General features: G+C 52.6%; 13 protein-coding genes. 4 read left to right on the top strand and 9 right to left on the bottom strand.

Annotated features, from left to right (window positions below; translation table 11 throughout):
* Window positions 1-198: 198 nt before the first annotated feature.
* The 5 genes from mscL to JKK62_RS01850 all read right to left on the bottom strand — a co-directional run bounded on the left by mscL (window position 199) and on the right by JKK62_RS01850 (window position 7381).
* On the bottom strand, window positions 199-621 hold the full coding sequence (gene mscL, locus JKK62_RS01870) for a large conductance mechanosensitive channel protein MscL (RefSeq protein ID WP_201426710.1): 423 nt from the start codon (window positions 619-621) through the stop codon (window positions 199-201).
* A gap of 226 nt (window positions 622-847) precedes the next feature.
* Window positions 848-2071 carry a tyrosine--tRNA ligase gene (gene tyrS / locus JKK62_RS01865; RefSeq protein ID WP_201426709.1) on the bottom strand — a complete coding sequence of 408 codons (1224 nt, stop codon included), beginning with the start codon at window positions 2069-2071 and terminating at the stop codon, window positions 848-850.
* 427 nt (window positions 2072-2498) lie between these two features.
* Window positions 2499-5264 (bottom strand): FtsK/SpoIIIE family DNA translocase, encoded by a 2766-nt coding sequence (locus JKK62_RS01860; RefSeq protein ID WP_243411722.1) that lies wholly within the window; start codon window positions 5262-5264, stop codon window positions 2499-2501.
* Window positions 5265-5596: 332 nt separating this feature from the next.
* A complete protein-coding gene (locus JKK62_RS01855; protein ID WP_201426708.1) occupies window positions 5597-6544 on the bottom strand; it encodes an undecaprenyl-diphosphate phosphatase in 948 nt (315 codons plus the stop codon).
* 135 nt (window positions 6545-6679) lie between these two features.
* Window positions 6680-7381: a ClpP family protease gene (locus JKK62_RS01850; RefSeq protein ID WP_201426707.1), complete on the bottom strand. Its 702-nt coding sequence runs from the start codon at window positions 7379-7381 to the stop codon at window positions 6680-6682.
* Window positions 7382-7867: 486 nt separating this feature from the next.
* Between JKK62_RS01850 and JKK62_RS01845 the strand changes: the two genes are divergently transcribed.
* Window positions 7868-9121 (top strand): hemolysin family protein, encoded by a 1254-nt coding sequence (locus JKK62_RS01845; RefSeq protein WP_201426706.1) that lies wholly within the window; start codon window positions 7868-7870, stop codon window positions 9119-9121.
* A 402-nt stretch (window positions 9122-9523) separates the two neighbouring features.
* On the opposite strand, the gene JKK62_RS01840 is transcribed toward JKK62_RS01845, so the two are convergent.
* Window positions 9524-10132 (bottom strand): 4'-phosphopantetheinyl transferase family protein, encoded by a 609-nt coding sequence (locus JKK62_RS01840; protein ID WP_201426705.1) that lies wholly within the window; start codon window positions 10130-10132, stop codon window positions 9524-9526.
* A gap of 296 nt (window positions 10133-10428) precedes the next feature.
* Between JKK62_RS01840 and JKK62_RS01835 the strand changes: the two genes are divergently transcribed.
* Window positions 10429-10983: a DUF6935 domain-containing protein gene (locus JKK62_RS01835; RefSeq protein WP_201426704.1), complete on the top strand. Its 555-nt coding sequence runs from the start codon at window positions 10429-10431 to the stop codon at window positions 10981-10983.
* Window positions 10984-11363: 380 nt separating this feature from the next.
* On the opposite strand, the gene JKK62_RS01830 is transcribed toward JKK62_RS01835, so the two are convergent.
* The 3 genes from JKK62_RS01830 to JKK62_RS01820 all read right to left on the bottom strand — a co-directional run bounded on the left by JKK62_RS01830 (window position 11364) and on the right by JKK62_RS01820 (window position 15572).
* Entirely contained in the window at window positions 11364-13682 is a 2319-nt protein-coding gene (locus JKK62_RS01830; protein WP_201426703.1) for a starch-binding protein, read from the bottom strand.
* A gap of 365 nt (window positions 13683-14047) precedes the next feature.
* On the bottom strand, window positions 14048-14719 hold the full coding sequence (locus JKK62_RS01825) for a hypothetical protein (protein WP_201426702.1): 672 nt from the start codon (window positions 14717-14719) through the stop codon (window positions 14048-14050).
* Between the two features lie 175 nt (window positions 14720-14894).
* Window positions 14895-15572 carry a hypothetical protein gene (locus JKK62_RS01820; RefSeq protein WP_201426701.1) on the bottom strand — a complete coding sequence of 226 codons (678 nt, stop codon included), beginning with the start codon at window positions 15570-15572 and terminating at the stop codon, window positions 14895-14897.
* Window positions 15573-15857: 285 nt separating this feature from the next.
* Between JKK62_RS01820 and JKK62_RS01815 the strand changes: the two genes are divergently transcribed.
* Window positions 15858-18212: an HAD-IC family P-type ATPase gene (locus JKK62_RS01815; protein ID WP_201426700.1), complete on the top strand. Its 2355-nt coding sequence runs from the start codon at window positions 15858-15860 to the stop codon at window positions 18210-18212.
* A gap of 467 nt (window positions 18213-18679) precedes the next feature.
* On the top strand, window positions 18680-19543 hold the full coding sequence (locus JKK62_RS01810) for a hypothetical protein (protein ID WP_201426699.1): 864 nt from the start codon (window positions 18680-18682) through the stop codon (window positions 19541-19543).
* Window positions 19544-19805 lie beyond the last annotated feature (262 nt).

The raw sequence follows: 19805 nt of genomic DNA, 5'->3' as shown, positions 1-19805 counted from the left end.
GTAATGACTCGGGAGCTTTGTTATGTAGCGATTCTATTGAGTAGCCTAAGCAACCCTCAGTCAGCGTCAACAAGTTGTCGCTGACAGCCCTCCTCCGCGGAGGCAGCAGACCCCTTTGTCCGCTTTGCGGACATTTCCCCTAACAGGGGAATCTCCTTAGGAAAGGGAGCCTGTAGATAGCATTATGTAGCGTAAGCCTTATTCCTCTTCAGCGGGGATATCGCCGGTACAATGCGGGCACTTGGTCGCGTTGATGTTGACCTCTTCACAGCAGTGCGGGCACAGCTTGGTGGTCGCTTCTTCTTCCTCTTCCTTCTTCTTCTTGCCGATGGTCATCACCTTGTTGATGCCCTTGACCATCAGGAAGATGATCAGCGCCATGATCAGGAAGTTGATGACAGCGGTCAGGAATGCGCCGTAACGGATCTCAACGTCGCCGACCTTCGCGACCAGCTGAGAGAAATCAAGTCCGCCGAAAAGACCTAAGATCGGGGAAATGATATCATTGGTCAGCGAGGTAACGATCGCGCTGAACGCGCCGCCGATGATAACGCCGACTGCCAAATCCATGACATTACCGCGCATGATGAATTCTTTGAATTCGCTCATAAATTTTTTCATGTTCTGCACTCCTTTTTATTCTTTATCGGAATTATCCGATGAAATACAAGCTAAGCCTTCCCCTTGAGGGGAAGGTGTCACCGGTAACTTGTTGACGGTGACGGATGAGGTGGAAGCCTTTCCACTCCATCAGTATTCAACATAGGACAGAAGCGTTTCCACCTCATCCGACCAATTCACCTTTAACGGTGAATTGCCCACCTTCCCCTCAAGGGGAAGGCTATAATTACAATATCACCTTATGGAAGACCTTCTTGCCCTTTTTGATGATCACATGGCCTTTCTCAAAAGCGTCCTTGCCTACCATGTGGAACATATCGGTGATCTTCTCGTCATCCAGCGAGATACCGCCCTGCTTGATCAGGCGTTTGCCCTCGCCCTTAGACGGGATCAGGTTGCATTTGATCAGCAGATCGAGAATCGAGATACCCTCGTCGGTGAAATCATCGTCGGTGATCTCGGTGGTCGGCATGTTATCGGTGTTCGCGCCGCCGCCGAAGAGCGCTCTGGCGCCCTCCTGCGCCTTATTCGCCTCTTCCTCACCGTGGATCATCTTGGTCAGCTCATACGCTAAGATCTCTTTCGCCTTGTTCAGCTGGGAGCCTTCCCACTGCGCCATCTCTTCGATCTGATCGAGCGGCAGGAAGGTCAGCATCTTGAGGCACTTGATGACGTCGGCGTCGTCGACGTTGCGCCAGTACTGATAGAACTCGAATGGCGTGGTCTTGTTCGCGTCGAGCCATACCGCGCCCTTCTGGGTCTTACCCATCTTCTTGCCCTCGGAATTGAGGAGCAGGTTGATGGTCATGGCGTAAGCGTCCTTGCCGAGCTTTTTGCGAATCAGCTCCGTGCCGCCGAGCATATTGCTCCACTGGTCGTCGCCGCCGAACTGCATATTGCAGCCGTATTTCTGATACAGAGCGTAGAAATCGTAGCTCTGCATGATCATGTAGTTGAATTCGAGGAAGGATAAGCCCTTCTCCATGCGCTGCTTGTAGCACTCGGCACGCAGCATGTTGTTGACCGAGAAGCACGCGCCGACCTCACGGAGCAGCCCAACGTAGTTGAGGTCGAGCAGCCAATCGGCGTTGTTGACCATCATCGCCTTGTCATCGGAAAAGTCGATGAACTTGGACATCTGCTCCTTGAAGCAGTCGCAGTTGTGCTGAATAGTCTCCTTGGTCATCATCTGGCGCATATCGGTTCTGCCGGACGGATCGCCGATCATCGCGGTACCGCCGCCGATCAGGGCGATCGGCTTATTGCCCGCGAGCTGTAAGCGCTTCATCAGGCACAGCGCCATAAAGTGACCGACGTGCAGGCTGTCGGCTGTCGGATCGAAGCCGATATAGAACACAGCCTTGCCGTTGTTCACTAAATCTCTGATTTCTTTTTCATCGGTGACCTGCGCAATCAAGCCGCGGGCTACCAGTTCTTCATATACTCCCAAAAGATTTCCTCCTAAACTCAAAACGGTCATTGCGAACCTCGTTCACGAGGTGTGGCAATCTCAACCGAATAGTGTTATATCAATTCTGTAGTATAGTATAGCTTTAATTCATTAAAACGTCAAGACGTTATCGAAAATAGCCTGGCTTTCCTTAGAAACGGAACACAATGTAGGGACGAGCATTGCTCGTCCGCATCGCAAGAACGTTTATTTTCTATCTATGGGCTTTCGATACAAGAAACGTCCGTCATACTACGGATGACCAATGGTCATCCCTACGGAAGCAGGGGATTTGCTTCGCATTTGGGCGACATTAGACGGAAAGGTTACGGGAGGAGCATTCCTCGGCGGAAACGCCTCCCCCTCTGTCACTTCGTGACGTCTCCCCAACGGGGAGCACCCCTCCCCTACAATAGACGTTACTGCATCACCACGGATCATCGTCGTCGGATGTTCCCTCTCCCTCGCCGGCGGTGTCGTCCTCCGGTGAACCGAGCATGTTATTGCGTTCAAGCCAATCGTTCATGGTGATCAGCACCTCACGCGGCTTGGAACCCTGGTGCGGGCCGACAATGCCCATCTGCTCCATGTCGTCGATCATTCTGCCGGCTCTCGCGTAACCAACCTTGAGGCGGCGCTGGAGCATGGAGGTGGACGCCTGTCCGCTTTCGATAACGAACTTGATCGCGTCCTCCATCATGGAGTCGACCTCGGGCGCGTTACCGGGCGACACGCCGTTATCCTTGCCCTTGTTGCCGTTGAGCTCCTCCGCGGCGATCTTGCGGATCTTGTCCTCGATCTCCTTGTTGTACTCGGCGGTATGGGATTTTTTGAGGAAGGCGGTGACGCGGTCGATCTCATCGTCGCGCGTGAAGCAGCACTGGACACGGATGGGCTTCGGCGCGCCGACAGGAGCGTACAGCAGGTCGCCTCGGCCGATCAGCTTCTCAGCGCCGCCGGTATCGAGGATGGTACGTGAGTCGATCTGGGAGCTGACCTTCAGGGCAATTCTTGAAGGGATATTCGCCTTGATCAGACCGGTGATGACGTTGACGGTAGGACGCTGGGTCGCAAGGATCAGGTGCATACCCGCGGCGCGCGCCATCTGCGCCAAGCGGCAGATGCTTTCCTCGACCTCGGAGGGCGCCGCCATCATCAGGTCAGCCAACTCGTCGATGGCGATGACGATGCGGCACATGTGCTCGGTGGGCACCTTCAAGCCGTCGATATCCAGACAGGGCTGTTCCTCCGCCTCGGGATCATAATCGGGCTTTTGCTTTTGTTCTTCTATGTAGGCAAGGTTCTTATCGACCAGCTCATTGAAGCTGTCGATGCCCTTACAGTCATATTCCGAGAAAACACGGTAGCGCTGGAGCATTTCGGAGACAGCCCAGTTGAGCGCGCCCGCCGCCTTTTTCGCGTCGGATACGACGGGTACCAGCAGATGCGGGATACCCTTGTACTTGCTGAATTCAACCATCTTCGGGTCGACCAGCAGGAGCTTGACCTCGTCGGGCGTCGCCTTGAAGAGGATCGACATCAACAGCGCGTTGACGCAGACCGACTTACCGGAACCGGTGGTACCGGCGATCAGCAGGTGGGGCATCTTCGCCAGATCGGTGGTGATGATCTCGCCGGAGATATCTCTGCCCAGTACGCAGTTGAGCTTGCTTTTATGATTGCGGAACTCGTCCGTTTCGACCAGCTCGCGGAGCGTGACCATCGAAGTGACCTTGTTCGGCACCTCGATACCGACCGCCGCCTTGCCGGGGATCGGCGCTTCGATACGCACGCCGTTGGCGGCGAGGTTCAGCGCGATATCATCGGACAGATTCGTGATCTTGCTGATCTTTACGCCGGGCGCGGGCTGCAGCTCATAGCGCGTGACCGACGGTCCGCGGCAGATATCGACGATATTCGCCTTGACGCCGAAGCTGTTGAGGGTCTCGATCAGCTTGGTGGCGTTGTTCTGCATTTCCATATAAGCGCTCTCGCTCTCGCTGTCCACAGCGGGTTCGAGCAGCTTGGTGGACGGATAGACATACTGAGCCTGCTCCGTCTTTTGATTCTGCTTGACCTCGGCGCCGACGCGTCGGGTCTCGCCTTTCAGATCAAAGGTGTCGTCGGTATTGTACTCGTCGACGGTCTCATCCTCCGCGGTACCCGGATCGGGCTGTTTCGCGCCGGCGGACATTTTGCGGGATTTCTTTTTATTGGAGATCCGGCGCGCCACATCGGAGGCGGAAAGTTCCTCGTCGGGCACGACGCCGGAATTCGCGTTGCGGATGATATTGATGATGTCCTGATCCTGCTGTTCCTCGGCGATCTCGACCGCGTCCTTGGCGCGCGGCTTCTTGCCGGGCTTGTCCAGCGGGATATCGATGCGGTCGTTCGACCGTCTGCCGGAACGCGATTCGGGAACGGTATAGTCGGGATAATCGTCCTCCGGTGTGCGATTGCCAAGGCGCTCGAATTCCTCGCGCTCTTCCCTCTCGCGGCGGCGTTCCTCACGGCGCTCATTGCGGTGCTCGTGGATCTGACGCTGTCTTTCACGGGTCCTGGTATAGCCCTTCTTAGCAACGTTGGCGATATCGACCAGCGTCACGCCGAACAACACCATGATCGCGGCGATCAGGATGATGAACGAGGTGATCACAGCGGGAGCCGTCGTGAGCAGCGCGCGCATCGGATAGCCCAACAAAGCACCGATCAGACCGCACAGGCTCTCGAGGGCAAAGGACTTTTGATACGCGGCGCCGAGCGCGGCAAAATATGTATAGCCATCGTTGAAGTCCGTTCTACCGAACAGATAGACCAGTGTGCACACCATCACGACGATGACGGCGGACAGTGCGATCTTGGCGCCCTTATGCGCCATCTGCTTTTCCTTGGCGGTCATGATGCCGAGGTAGATGAACACCAGCGGCACTAAGATCGAGCATACGCCGAATACGCCGAAAAGGAAGCTGCGCATGGTCTTCCAGAACGCGCCGCCGGGGATGATCACCAGCGCCAGCAGCAGTGCGCCGACAGCGCAAAGCAGGATCGCTTTGGTCTGGGGATTCAGCCCGCGTCTGACGGGTTCTTGCTTGGCACTGCGGGAGGATCGCTTTGTGCTGCTTCTCGCAGTGGATTTGGATGTTGATTTTTTGTTTTTGGAGCTTGCTTTGCCTTTGGTGTTTTTGGCAGCCAAATAATCACTCCTGACTTTCCTTGATTTTGGTTTCTGTGTGTAATATATGAAGAAATCTACAGTATCTCTCTTCGGTCGAGCAATTCATGCAATCCCTCCGCCTCGTACCTCGGCACCTCCCTTTACCAAAGGGAGGCTTTTAGTAGGGACGAGCATTGCTCGTCCGCGGATGGTCGATGACCATCCCTACGGTAATATTGATTTGCTTCGCGTTAATAGAACATTGCGACAAACGTTACGAAACGGCGACAAACGCCGACCGCTACGGCAATCGTATTAATATATCGGTTGAGATTGCCACGGCTCTATTGAGCCTCGCAATGACGTTTTCATTATGTCAACGGTGTACCGGAGAAGATGTTGACGCCCTTGCTAAGTTCGATAATGCTGATGACGATCACGGCGATACCGATGACGGCGGTATACACGATGAAAATGATCATCTTATCGGTCTTTAACAGCCATTTAAAGAGCGCGATCGCCAGATAGCCGACGACGGCGGAAACGACCATACCGATGAGAATGGGCACGAGATCCGCCTTGATCGCGTCAAAGCCGCCTTCCAGCGCGTCCTTGCCCTCAAGCACCGCCGCCGCGACGATCGCGGGGGTACCGAGGATAAAGGTATAGTCGAGAGCGGTCTGCTTATCCAGTCCGCGCATCTGACCTGCCGCGAGAGTGGAACCCGAACGGGAGATACCCGGCATCGTCGCAAAGCACTGGGTGATGCCGACGACGATCGCGTCGACCACGTTCAGCGAGGTACGGCCGGTCTCGCCGCCCTTTTTGGCGTGCTTCATCGGAACGGTGCTGTGAGAAACACGGTTGCCGATGAACAGCAGGATGGAGGTGATCAGCAGGCAGATGCCGACGATGATGAAATTCCGCTCACTGTCGGCGATGCCTTCGACAAAGTCCTTGAGCTTCATATCCGTACCGGGAATGGGAATGAACAGCAGGAACAGCGGCAAGAGTCCGATGATCACCATGATGACCATGCGTTTATCATCGCTGAGCTCTTTCCACTTGAACTTACCGGTGAAAATATCGCCGATGATCGAGAAAAACGCCTTGATCAGCCGCCAGATCAGCTTGTGATAGAATACGATGACCGCTGCCAGCGTGCCGATATGTAACATGACATTGAAGAAGAGGTTATTGCCCTCCAGATTGATACCCAAAACGTGTTGGGTGATCGTCAGGTGTCCGCTGCTGGACACGGGCAGGAACTCGGTGAGTCCCTGAACCACACCCTGAATGATCGCTTCGATAATGGTCATAGGTAAAACTCCTTTTTTGGTTAATGGTTAATGGTGAATGGTTAACGGTGAAGGGAGGACTCTGTCCTCACCTGATAAATATAAATACAAAACGCGAAGCGTTTCCAAAAACCGTTAACCGTTAACCGTTCTCCGTTAACCGATATTAATCATTTCATATAACGCGTCGGTCGCGTCGCGCAGGGTGCCGACCGCGTCGATCAGGCCGCAGTCGACCGCCTCTTTTCCCTCGAGCACCGTACCGATATCGGTAGCAAGCTCTCCGGTATTGAGCACCAACTCTCGGTACTTTTCCTCACAAATATGAGAATTCTCTACCGTGAAGCGCATGATGCGATCCTGCATCTTCTGAAAATACCGATAGGTCTGCGGCGCGCCGACCGTCAGCCCCGTGGTGCGCACGGGATGTACCGTCATGGACGCGGTACTGACGATGAAGCTCCTGTCACACGCGACCGCCAGCGGAATACCGATGCTGTGACCGCCGCCGAGCACCAGTGAGACCGAGGGCTTCTTCATCCCCGCGATCATCTCCGCGATCGCGAGCCCCGCCTCCACATCGCCGCCCGAGGTATTGAGCAGGACAAGAAGTCCGTCGATATCCTCATCCTCGTCGATGGCGAGCAGTGAAGGGATCACATGCTCATACTTGGTCGTTTTGTTGGACGGCGGCAGGATATAATGCCCCTCGATCTGACCGATCACGGTCAGACAGTAGATGATATCCTCACCCCGATGGGTGATCACACTGCCCATCGCGGTGACGCTGTCACGCGGCTTTTGATCGGCAGGTTCGCTGTTTTCGTTTTCCTCGGGGATCTCGTTATCGTTCCGCATACAATCACCTCAGTGCTATTATATGTGGGACAAACTAAATCATGTATGAGGCTTTCGTAATTCACCAAGATACAGTATACCATTAACTCGCAAATTCTTCAAGAGAAAAATGATTATATTTCTAAATTGTCATATTAATTAAAAGAGGATAGTGTATGCTTAGTGTATATAAGGCTCCCTTTGGTAAAGGTGCCCCCGTTGGGGGAATGTCCGAAGGACAAGGGGAGATTCCCCTGCTAGGGGAAATGTCCGCAAAGCGGACAAAAGGGTCGGCTGTCTTCGCAGAAGAAGCCGCTTCCGGCGAGGAGGCTGTCTACGAACGGAGACTGAGGGATTGCAATAATTGATCGACCGCGACATTTTATCGCGGAAGAAACAAACAATTAAATTGCTATGATGTTTGGTGATTGATACAATCCCTCCGAGTCAAAACAAGTTTTGACCCACCTCCCTTTACCAAAGGGAGGATTTATACTTGGAGGAACAATGAGCACAAACGCTGTATACGGCGTCGTCATCGCCGTATTGATTCTATTGTCGGGCTTTTTCTCATGTGTGGAGACGGCATATTCCTTTGCCAACACCATCCGTCTGAAATCGCTGATCGACGCCGGCAGTCGGCGTGCCGTACACGCGCTGTGGGTATGCGACAACTTTGATAAAGCCCTGACCGCGATATTGATCGGCAACAATGTCGTCAACCTCGGATGTTCGTCACTGGCGACGATCCTGTGCCTGAACCTGTTCGAGAACTACGGCGCGGCGATCGCGACCGGCGGCACGACGCTGTTGGTGCTGACCTTCGGCGAGGTCATCCCGAAGTGTATCGGCAAGGAAAAGAGCGACGGTATCGTCCTGCACACCGGACTGACCCTCAAGATCTTCACCTACATCCTGACACCGCTGGTATTTCTCTTCACCGGCATCAAAAGTCTGGTGATGAAGATCGGACATATCAAAAAGAACTCCCCCTCCGTGACGGAGGACGAGCTCAAATACATCATCGAAAGCATTGAGGAAGAAGGCATCCTCGAGGAACAGGAAAGCGAGCTGGTGCAGTCGGCGCTGGAATTCGATGAAAAGACCGCGCAGGAGATCCTGACGCCGCGTGTCGACGTCACCGCGATCGACATCAATGATGATAAAAAAGAGATCCACGACCTGATTATTCGCGAGCGCTATTCGCGTATTCCTGTCTATGAGGACGACATCGACAACGTCATCGGCATCCTGCATACGCGCGACTACTTAGAAAAAGTCATCGACGGCGAGGTTGATCTGCGCGCGCTGATCACTCCCGCCCACTTCATCTACAAGAACCTCAAGCTCTCGGATATCCTCAACGATTTTCGCGCCAACCGCCTGCATATCGCGATCGTCACGGACGAATACGGCGGATTTCTCGGCATCGTCACGATGGAGGATCTGCTTGAAGAGATCGTCGGCGATATCTGGGACGAGGACGAGGATGTGGAACACACCTGCACCAAGCTGGGTGAAAACCGCTATCTGGTATCGGGCGATATGGATCTGAACGAACTGTTCGAGCTGTTCGAGATCAAGCCCGATGACGAGATCGAAAGCAACTCCGTCGGCGGCTTCATCGTCGAGCAGTTGGGCGAGCTCCCCATCCGCGGACAGCGCGTCGAATACAAGGATGTGATCTTCACTGTCAAGCGTGTGAAGAACAGGCGTATTATCTCGGCGCTGGCGACTAAGAAAAAGCCGATCAAGGAATAATCGGTTGAGATGGCCACACCCCTTGCGGGGTTCGCAATGACAATACTATCATTGAAACAGAAAGCTCCTTCGTGTGAAGGAGCTTCGAACTGCATAAAGCCTCCCTTTGGTAAAGGGAGGTGGGCTCGCTTGCGAGCTCGGAGGGATTGCATTATTTGACCGACCGAAGGGAGATACTATGTTATGATACTTTGCGATAACATCAAGATATATAATTGAGATACTCGCTTCGCTCAAACAATTTAGTACAATCCCTCACCCGCTCCCGCGGGAGCTCCCTTTACCAAAGGGAGCCTTTTTAGTGACAGCACGTCGCACACGACCCTTTTCCCAAAAACAACTGCTCATATATTGAATTCATGACGGCATAATAAAAGCTCCTTCACACGAAGGAGCTTTTATTTACAGCAGATCTTTTAATTCTAATATGGAAATATCAATTGGGTTATCCCCTATCGGCTCAGCGGAGCAGACGGACAGGCAGTATCCATCCAACGCACTTGTATAAAGCTGAGCACTGAGCGGTAAGGCGGTGGTATCAAAGGCGGTCAGGTCGGTGCTGATCCCTTCACCCGTCATTTTGAGCACCGCTTCCTTGCGCGTCCATATCTCGCAAAAGGCGCTGCACGGATCCTGTGACCCCTTCACATACGCGCGCTCACGGGGATGATAAAACCGATCGGCGATCTTGAGGCGGCTTTCATCGGGGAGCTGCTCGATATCCAAGCCCACCTCCGCGTCATCGGTCGCAATCGCCGCTACCCTGCCGCTGTGAGATACCGAAAAGAACACGTCGCTTTCCACATAAGGCTTGTCGTGCTCGCCGAAAAAGATCGGGCTCTCCCCTATCGCGCGGCGGATCAGCAGTCCTGCCGCGAGCGACAGGAGCTTGTCCTTTTCAAAGCGGTAGCGCGCGATCTTATTCTGCCGATCAGGCGGCAGGAGCGCGACAGAATCTTTGAGTTCTTCTAATTTTAAGTTTTCATCCAAAACAACATACTCGATCTTCATACGTTCATCATACTATAATCCGCCGCAACATGCAAATTTTTATTTACAAACGGCGAATGGGATGGTAAGATTATGGTGATAAGGTTGAGATTGCCACGGCATAAACGCCTCGCAATGACGATTCGAAATTGGTAGAGATTGCCACGGCACAAATGCCTCGCAATGACGATTTGAATTTGGTTGAGATTAGCCACGGCATAAATGCTTCGCAATGACGATTTGAATTTGGTTGAGATTGCCACGGAGTTGACACTCCTCGCAATGACGATTACCGCATAATAAAGGAGGTTTCCGCCATGAGTATATTTGATAACCTGAACGCAACTCCCGCGACGAATGCCGCCAAGCCCGCGGAGGGCAGCTTTACCTTTGTATTCAACGCGCTTCCGGAAAGCGTCGAAGAGATGAAGCACCTGCCCGAGGCGAGCCTTGACACGCCGTATAAGACCGCCGCGCTGACGGTATGCGCCCTGTGCGCTTATGCCGCCGCTCCCGAGATCGGCAGGGAAATGCTCAATTTCCTTAAAGGTCCCGCGCCGCTCTCGCCGTATGAGATCAGCTTTTTGAACGATCGTTTCCGTGACGGAAAGCACATTCCTTTCTCCTATTTTGCCGGGGCTAATCCTGTCAACAACTATACGCCCTCTCAGCCCTTTACTGTAACGGTTTTCTCCAATCCGTACTCGTTCCAAAACGAGGGCTGGGCGACACTGCACCTCAACTCCGGCGGCGCGGATTCACCCCGTCAGATCAAGCTGCGCCTCAAGCCCTCCGAGGGTAAATGGTACTTAAGCGAGCAGATGATCATGGTCGGCGTCCGCGCACCGCAAAAGGATGATCCGTGGGCATGATATGCTTATCCAATCGATTATGAATCGGTTGAGATTGCCACAGTCCCTAAAGGGACTTCGCAATGACTGTTTTTTGAATTCGGTTGAGATTGCCACAGTCCCTGAAGGAACTTCGCAATGACTGTTTTTGAATTCGGTTGAGATCGCCACGGCATAAACGCCTCGCAATGACTGTTAAAATAATGATGATACGTATAAAAGACTCCCTTCGCCTGAGCGAAAGGAGCCTTTTTGGTTTGGTTGAGATTGCCACAGTCCCTGAAGGGACTTCGCAATGACTGTTCGGATCAAGATTAATAGTATCTCCCTTCGGTCGGTCAATTAATGCAATCCCTCCGCCTCGTACCTCGGCACCTCCCTTTACCAAAGGGGAGGCTTTATCAGTGGTATTTATAGAAAGAGCATCGGTATTTGCTGTCGTCCAAACCAAGTCGGGTGTCATAATAGTAGCCCTGATCCTTCACCGCGCCGAGCGGCAGATCAATGGTCTGTTTATTTGAACCGTTGTTGAAGATGATAAAGATATATTTCGATGTCGGAACATTATATTTATAGATCTTTTCACCGTAACTGTTCGTGGTCATATAGGTCATTTTGATACCCGGCCAAGCATTGTTCTTTTCTTTGCCGTGTCCGGCAGTACAGTACGCGTATACATCCGTCCAGCCGACGTTATTGGTAAAGTAAATATCTACCGTATCGCCGGGATAACAAGCGCTGACGACCGCGTTGAAGGCGGTGTAGACGGCGTTGAGTGTGTTATAATCCGCGTTGTTGCGGTACGCCTTCTTCAACGCCTGATACTGGTCATAGGACGCGAGCAGCCAGTATTTGTCGAGCGCGGACTTTGCCTGTGTACGCAGGGTGTTCAGATCCGCGGCGGCAGGCTCGAGTTCGACCTGAGCGCCGACGACTGCGATATCGGTATCGACGCCGACATCGGCTAAATCAAAGTCTTTGCCGGTCGCGGCAATATCCTCGGCGGGGAATCGGCGGATCACGCCCGCCACATAACGCTGGATCATGGTCGCGTCGATGATCGTGACCTCATCATCCGCGTCGACGTCCGCATTCAGCTCGTTGATCGGCGTAGGCAGGGTGATGCCCGCCACAGAGCGCATGATATAGGTCGCGTCTAAGATGGAAACGATACCGTCGTCATCCGCGTCGCCGTAAAGGCGCTCGACCGGCGGCTCGGTGGGAGCTTCTGTCGGAGCCTGTGTAGGCGCTTGGGTCGGAGCCTGTGTGGGCGCCTGCGTCGGCGCGGGAGGATCCGTCGGCTCGACCAGCGGAGAAGTTCTCTGCGGCACGATATAGGTCGCGGACGGGATCACCTTATTGGTATACAGATTGGTGCCTTGGAAGATGGTCGCGTCCCGATAGACCTCGACGATATAGCCCTCGGTCCCTTCACGGGAGGTATCATTGACGCGGTTGCCGTTGACGACGTCACGGATCGCGCCGACGGAGGAATTGTGGATAATGGTCGCCGAGGTGCCGCTGTTGTTGCTGAGATTGTAATTCAAGCTGAATCGGAAATGGGTATGACCGCACAGCAAAACAGCGTTTTTATGATTTTGCAGGATCGCTTTCAGCTGAGCTGTGGCGGCGCATTTATCCTTCAGCGGGATATCATAGATCGGGTTCGGCAGTCTGTCGCCCGCGCCCCAACTGTCGAAATTCGCGTGTTCCATGATAAAGACGTTTTTGCCGTCGTTCTCATAGGCATTCAGCTTGCCGTTCAGCCACGCGAGCTGTTCATCGGTGAACTGGTTGGCGGCGTCCGAGTAAAAGCCGCCCTCCTGTGCCATGAAAAGGAAGTGGTCGCCGGTGTTGGGCTCGGTGATCTCGTAATACGCCTTCTTTGCGTTGACCGCCGCGGCGGTAGAATCCAGACCCGTCATATTGCAGAAATAATCGGAGCTTGTCTTCCAATCCTTCGCGATCTTGTTGCTTTCATCCTCATAGTTCCACAGCTCATGGTTGCCGATCGCCTCATAGATCGGATTGTCATAATCGCTGTCGGCGAGGATACGCAGATAGGTATTCCACTCCTCGGGATAATGCGGATTGCCTCTGCCCTTTTCATCGTTGCGGTGATTGGTGACATGGTCGCCGGTGGTGACGATAAAATCGACGTCACGCGCGGCGGCGGTGCGGAGCGCGTCGGCGAGGTGCTGTTCATCATAGGGATATTTCTGACCCTGCGCGCCCGTCTCGTCGGAGGTGATGTGGATATCGGAATAAGACGCGAAGCTGTACAATAGATCGTCATCCGTCTTATTGGTCGCCTTGTCGATGGGCAACTTGTAATTGAGCGCCGCGTTGGACGCGCTGAGATTGGACGGCTCGCTGCTGCTCTTGAACGCCAGTACACGGGTCGCCTTGGCGGGGATCGCGGTATTCTCGGGCATCGTGAAGGTGCCGGAGCCATTGTTGGCGATACTGAGCTTACAGATCGGCTCAAAGCCGCTGAGCGCCGCACTGTCATCCGCCCAGTACAGGTAGTAGGTACCGCCGGAGGAGCCGTCAACGGTGACCTTGATCGTACCCTGTGCAAAGCCCGCGTCATAGGCGTGTGTGCCCTGCCAGGTGTAGGTGATGGAATTTGTCGCGGCGGCCGCGGTCAGCGGCAGTACACCGCACACCATGATGATCGCCATCAACAACGCTAAAACGGTTGTGGTTTTTCTTTTCATATTCTCAACTCCTGATCCATCCAATTCGGATATATCCTGTGTTTATTGTATCATACAATCCGCGCAAAGGAAAGAGCAAAAAAGTATCTCCCTTCGGTCGAGCAATTCATGCAATCCCTCCGGGCTCGCAAGCGAGCCCACCTCCCTTTACCAAAGGGAGGCTTTGACAGGTTTTTCTACAAAAAAACAGCCGTCTGTCCGACGACTGTTTCGGCGTATCGAAAAGAGTATCTCCCTTCGGTCGATCAATCCATGCAATCCCTCCGGGCTCGCAAGCGAGCCCACCTCCCTTTACCAAAGGGAGGCTTTGACAGGTTTTTCTACAGAAAAAACAGCCGTCTGTCCGACGACTGTTCATCATACGGTTATTGGGCTTCCTGCAGCATCTTCTTTGACTTTGACAAAAACGACAAATACATCACGAACTTGATAAAGGTCACGACCAGTGACGCCAGAAACAGCGCGGTCGAAATGATGTCGGTCGTACCGCCGCGCAGGAAGGTGGAGATAAAGGTGAGGATGAACGAGATCACTTCCGCCGTGATGATCAGCTTGAGCACCGTAGCGCCCTTTTTGTTGACGTCATCCCGTCCGAGCTGATTGGCGATCTGCATCACACCCGCGATAACAAAGATCGTCGCCAATGTCTCGGAAAGCGTCGCCATCGAATAAATGATATTGCTCAAGCCGTTATGGAGGACAATGACCGAGATGATCGAAAAAACGATACTGACGATCAGAAACACAAGCGCCGTCTTGAAATTCTCGTTATCATTCCGCGCGTTGATATAGCCGACCAGATTCAAGATGAACGCGATGATCATCAAAATGCCAAACGCCGCGCCAAACAGGATGGCGCCGATGAATCCGCCCATAGATAAAGCCTCGGAAGAAGCGGACGTCACATCGTCACTCGTGGACAAAAACGCGATAGCACCGGTGACTGCCGCGAAGAACAGACAGATATAGCTGATCAGTTTCAGAATCTCGGCTCTATATATCTTTTTGATTCCTTTTGCCGCATTGGGAAAGCTCATAGTATTCTTCTCCTTTGTTTTCGTATTTTTCATATATTCCAAATTCATTTTTCTTATTGTATCACAGACTTAGCAATTAATAAAGGAAAAATCACAAATTTGTCAAAGAAAAAGCAGCCGCCCTGTGTCGGACGACTGCCAAAGTATCGATTATCAAATCAAATTGATCGGGATCTTAAGACTCGACCAGCATATTCTTCGCCTTCGCGAGAAGGGTCAGGAACATGATGTACTGAATAACGGACAGTACCATAGCGACCGCCAAGAGGATCAACGCGGTAACCGCAATCGCGGTATTGGTCAGCATGAACGAAGAAACGATGCTGAGGATCAGCGAAATACCCGCGATGACGATGATGATCTTCAGGATGTTGGAGCCCTTGGTGCTGACGTCGCCTCTGTTGAGCTGATCAGCCAGCTTGATGATACCGCTGATGATGAAGATGGTCACAAACAGAGTCATCAGATTACCAACGGAAACGCACAGGCTGGAAACAACGGGAGCGGAATTCACAAAGAAGCCGCCGACGACCGGAACGACGATGCCGATGATCAGGCAAACCAAAGCGGACTTGAAGCTGTCCTCATCGTTCTTTGCGTTGATGATACCGACCAGCTGCATAATGAAAGCGATCAGCGCCAGAACACCATACGCAATAAAGAAAATCAAAGCAATGCCCATCTGACCGAGAGCCGCTGCCGCGCCGGCATTACTGCCCTTTGTCAGAAGAGCGGTCGCGCCGCCGGAAATAAAGATCAGACCACCGATGACCGCGCAAACAGTGCCGATCAACTGTAAAATCTGTGCGGTGAAAATTCTCTTCACACCTTTTGCTGCATTAGGAAATCTCATGTAACAATTCTCCTTTTTTGAATATTATTCACTATGTGTTCAGTGAATTTACAAATATTATAGCACAGAAAAACGAAATTGTCACTACTTAATTTATCTTTTTTGTCAATTTTAAATAGTTACAATCACCGTAACTTAAGCAAATAACAGTCGGATGCTCCGTTTCTTGATAATAATCACATTCATTCTATTGACGATATATCATATATTGTGGTATATTTTGTAGGTAGAAATGCATCGGCAAAAAACGATTTCGATCGTCCGAATGATAAAAGGGAGAACGATATGGAAGAAAAACAACAAGCACTCCGAGGGCTAAGCACCGCGGAGGTTGAGCAACGTGTTCGTGACGGCAAGGTCAACATCGCGACGACCGTCAAGACAAAATCCATCAAACGGATCTTCATCGACAACATCTGCACCGTGTTCAACGGGATCAACGTCCTGCTGTTCGTTCTGCTGCTGCTCGTCGGCTCATACAAGAACCTGCTGTTCATCGGCGTCGTGCTGTTCAACACCGTCATCGGTATCGTGCAGGAGATCCGCTCCAAGCAGAGTGTGGACAAGCTCACGATCCTCACCGAAAGTAAGCTGACCGTCCTGCGCGACGGCAAGGAGGTACAGCTGAGCAAGGATGAGCTCGTGCTCGACGACGTCATCCTGCTCACCAGAGGCAATCAGGTGCCCGCCGACTGTATCCTCATCGACGGCGAATGTAACGCGAATGAAAGCCTGCTTACCGGTGAATCCGACCTGATCCCCAAACGACCCGGTGATGAGCTCCTCTCGGGCAGCTTCATCGCAGCGGGCAACTGCTACTGCCGCGTCAACCGCGTCGGCGCCGACAGCTACGCCGCCAAGATCAATAACGAGGCAAAGTATCTCAAAAAGAATAACTCACAGATCCTGCAGTCCTTCAAGACCATTATCAAGATCTGTTCCTTCATCATCTTCCCCGTCGGTATCCTGATGTTTGTGATGAAATATTTCGTACAGCATCAGGAGCTGACCGACACCGTCGTATCCACCGTCGGCGCACTGGTCGGCATGATCCCCGGCGGCATGATCCTGCTCACCTCGGGTGTGCTGGCGGTATCGGTCATCCGCCTCGCGAAGAAGAAGGTGCTGGTCAACGAGATGTACTGTATCGAAACGCTCGCGCGCGTCGACGTCATCTGTCTGGATAAGACCGGTACCCTGACCGCCGAGATCATGAACGTGCATGACGTCATCCCGATCGACTGTGAACGCGACGAGATCATGACGGCACTGTCGTCCATCGCCTCGGTCGACGAGGTCAACGCCACCGCGGAGGCAGTCCACAAATATACCGAGAGCATCGAGCCGCTCTCATGCAGGGGCTTTACCCCCTTCTCGTCCGAAACCAAATGGTCGGGCGGTAACTTTGAAAACGGCAGGACCTATATCATGGGCGCGGCGGAATTTGTGTTTTCTGATAAAGAAAAATACGCGGAAGTATTTCAAGCCATTGCAAACGTACATGATACCGTTCGTATCCTCGTTTTAGCGAGATCCTCCAACCCCATCGAGGACAAAAAGCTCCCCGAGGAACTCCAGCCGATGGCGCTGGTACTGATCAAGGATCAGCTCCGCGACAATGTACAGGATACCGTCAACTACTTTAAGGAACAGGGCGTCACCCTCAAGGTCATCTCCGGCGACAGCGTCAAGACCGTACAGAACATCGCCAAGGACTGCGGTATCGCGGGCGCGGAGAATGCCGTCGATATGTCCACCGTCACCACCGATGAAGAATTAGCTAAGGTCGCCGAGCGCTGTAACGTATTCGGCAGAGTCACACCCGCTCAGAAGAAAAAGCTGTTGATCGCGCTCAAGAAAAAAGGTCACAAAGTCGCGATGACAGGCGACGGCGTCAATGACGTTCTGGCGCTCAAAGAAGCGGACTGCTCCATTGCGATGGCGGCAGGCAGCGAGGCGGCACGCAATGTATCACAACTCGTGCTGGTCAACAACGACTTTGCCGCAATGCCCGACGTCGTTGCGGAAGGCAGAAAGACCATCAATAACATCGAGCGCAGCTCCTCGCTGTATCTGGTCAAGACCATGTACTCGATCATCCTCTCCATCTTCTTCCTGTTCTCGCACCACATCTATCCGTTCGAGCCGATCCAGCTCTCCCTGATCGGCGCGCTGACCGTCGGATTCCCGTCCTTTGTACTGGCATTACAGCCGAACAAGAACATCGTCCGCGGCAACTTTACCTTTAATATCATCACACGCGCGGCGCCCGCGTCGATCTGTATCGCGCTGAACATCATTCTGATCACACTGCTCAGCAACACGCTCGGTATCTCACAGGCGGAGCTCTCCACCATGTCGCTGTACACCACCTCGCTGATCGGACTGCTGCTGATCTTCCGACTGTGTATTCCGTTCAACGCCCTGCGCGGCACGATGCTCGCGCTCAGTACAGCGGGACTGATCCTTGCCATAAGCATATTCGGCAGCTTCTTCAAGATCGTACCGCTCATCCAAAACGCGATGATCCTGCAGATCGCCGCAGCCGTCGGCGTGACCATCCTGTTCAATGTGCTGTACAGCATCGCGGACAAGCAGATCGAAAAGCGCAAGCTCGAACCTCAGAAAGTAACAGCATAGCAGCAACACTACTATCCCCTGTCATATGGCTAATATCATAAAGTTAAGAAATTGTATCTCGCTTAGCTCGATCAATTGATACAATCCCTCAGTCTCCGTTCGGAGACAGCTCCCTTTACCAAAGGGAGCCTCTTAACTCATGGTATTGTGTCACACGGCAGGGGATTTTTCTTTTATGGAAAATAAAATCTTTTTTCAAAAAAATTTGTTTTGTCCCGTTTTTTGTCACACTCTTGTCATACTGCCTTTGTTATACTGTAACCACAGTCAAAGAGAAAAGCCGAGGCACGAAGCCCTCGGATAACGACGGACGAGGACTGAGCTGTGAAGTCGCGTTGAGCGACGGAACAGATCAGACGAGTAGGAGTTATACGAGGATCAGCGTAGTGCAACGAGGCTGGACAGGGAACACAATTAAAACCCGAAACAAAATCTAAATCAACGACTGAATCAAGGAGGTACACAAAATGACTAACAACAGAATGAACAACAACTATAACAGAAACGCTGATTACAATAACGATAACAGAACCACCATCTTCTACGATGACAGCTCCAAGCGCAGAATGAGCGACGAGCGCACAAGACGCAATATCGAAAGACCCACCGAGGAAGCCAGAGCTTATACGCAGTCCAAGAGAAGAAAGCAGAACATCCTGCTCTCATCCGCGGCACTTGCGCTGGTCGCGGCGATCGCGGTAGGCACCATGGCATTCGCCGGTGTGTTCAACCCCAAGACAAAGACCGCCGACACCGCGCCGACAGTCGTCAGCGCGACGGTCGACAAGGGCGCTAACAAGGCTGCGCAGACCGCAAAGCAGGCAACTCCGCAAACAGAAACCAAGCAGAACACCACTGCTGTAAAGCCCGCGCAGAACACCACACAGAATACTGTTCAGAACAAAAGCACCACACAGACAGCTCAGACAAGCAACAAGCAGAACACCAATCAAACTGCTCAAACTCAGCAGACCGCAAAAGAGCAGACCAAGAGCACTCAGAAGAGCGAAGATAAGATCGAGAACGTCAACGGCGAGCGCGTTTACAAGGACACCAAGCGTCAGGCTCCCGAAAAGACCGGTACTCCCGCTCACTACTATGCCAACGGCAAAACGTCCTACGGCTTCAACTGGGATTACAACGCGGACAACTCCAACTTCGTTGTCAAATGCGACTACAACTTCAACCAGCAGCAGTATGACTTCACCTTCTACGGTTCGACTCCCGGTACCTCTCACGTCACCCTGTACTACTACACCTCTGACACCAACAAGGTACCCGTCAACCTGACCGTGACCGTCGACAGCAATCTGAATGTCACTGTCGGCTAAAACACACGATCACACTAACAACACTTTCTCCACATAATTGAATTGTGTTCATCATAAAAACCTCACTTCAGCCAAAGCCATCCTTTACGGGATGGCTTTGGTGTTTCTATGCAAAAACCGACCGGGATGTACCCGATCGGTTGAAGTGTTTTTCGGTTGAGATTGCCATGTCGTAACCCTTTATCATTAATAGCTTGAACAGTGAGATTCTACTCCTATCAAGGGGATTCCCACGGTCGCTTAATCGCTCCCTCGGAATGAC

Source organism: Ruminococcus difficilis (genome assembly GCF_016680995.1).
This window is presented reverse-complemented; position numbering and strand designations above follow the sequence as displayed.

What these genes read in the sequence shown, in the direction of transcription:
- mscL (WP_201426710.1), bottom strand. Translation starts at nt 621, where the DNA reads ATGAAAAAATTTATGAGCGAATTCAAAGAATTCATCATGCGCGGTAAT.
- JKK62_RS01855 (WP_201426708.1), bottom strand. Translation starts at nt 6,544, where the DNA reads ATGACCATTATCGAAGCGATCATTCAGGGTGTGGTTCAGGGACTCACC.
- JKK62_RS01850 (WP_201426707.1), bottom strand. Translation starts at nt 7,381, where the DNA reads ATGCGGAACGATAACGAGATCCCCGAGGAAAACGAAAACAGCGAACCT.
- JKK62_RS01845 (WP_201426706.1), top strand. Translation starts at nt 7,868, where the DNA reads ATGAGCACAAACGCTGTATACGGCGTCGTCATCGCCGTATTGATTCTA.
- JKK62_RS01840 (WP_201426705.1), bottom strand. Translation starts at nt 10,132, where the DNA reads ATGAAGATCGAGTATGTTGTTTTGGATGAAAACTTAAAATTAGAAGAA.
- JKK62_RS01835 (WP_201426704.1), top strand. Translation starts at nt 10,429, where the DNA reads ATGAGTATATTTGATAACCTGAACGCAACTCCCGCGACGAATGCCGCC.
- JKK62_RS01830 (WP_201426703.1), bottom strand. Translation starts at nt 13,682, where the DNA reads ATGAAAAGAAAAACCACAACCGTTTTAGCGTTGTTGATGGCGATCATC.
- JKK62_RS01825 (WP_201426702.1), bottom strand. Translation starts at nt 14,719, where the DNA reads ATGAGCTTTCCCAATGCGGCAAAAGGAATCAAAAAGATATATAGAGCC.
- JKK62_RS01820 (WP_201426701.1), bottom strand. Translation starts at nt 15,572, where the DNA reads ATGAGATTTCCTAATGCAGCAAAAGGTGTGAAGAGAATTTTCACCGCA.
- JKK62_RS01815 (WP_201426700.1), top strand. Translation starts at nt 15,858, where the DNA reads ATGGAAGAAAAACAACAAGCACTCCGAGGGCTAAGCACCGCGGAGGTT.
- JKK62_RS01810 (WP_201426699.1), top strand. Translation starts at nt 18,680, where the DNA reads ATGACTAACAACAGAATGAACAACAACTATAACAGAAACGCTGATTAC.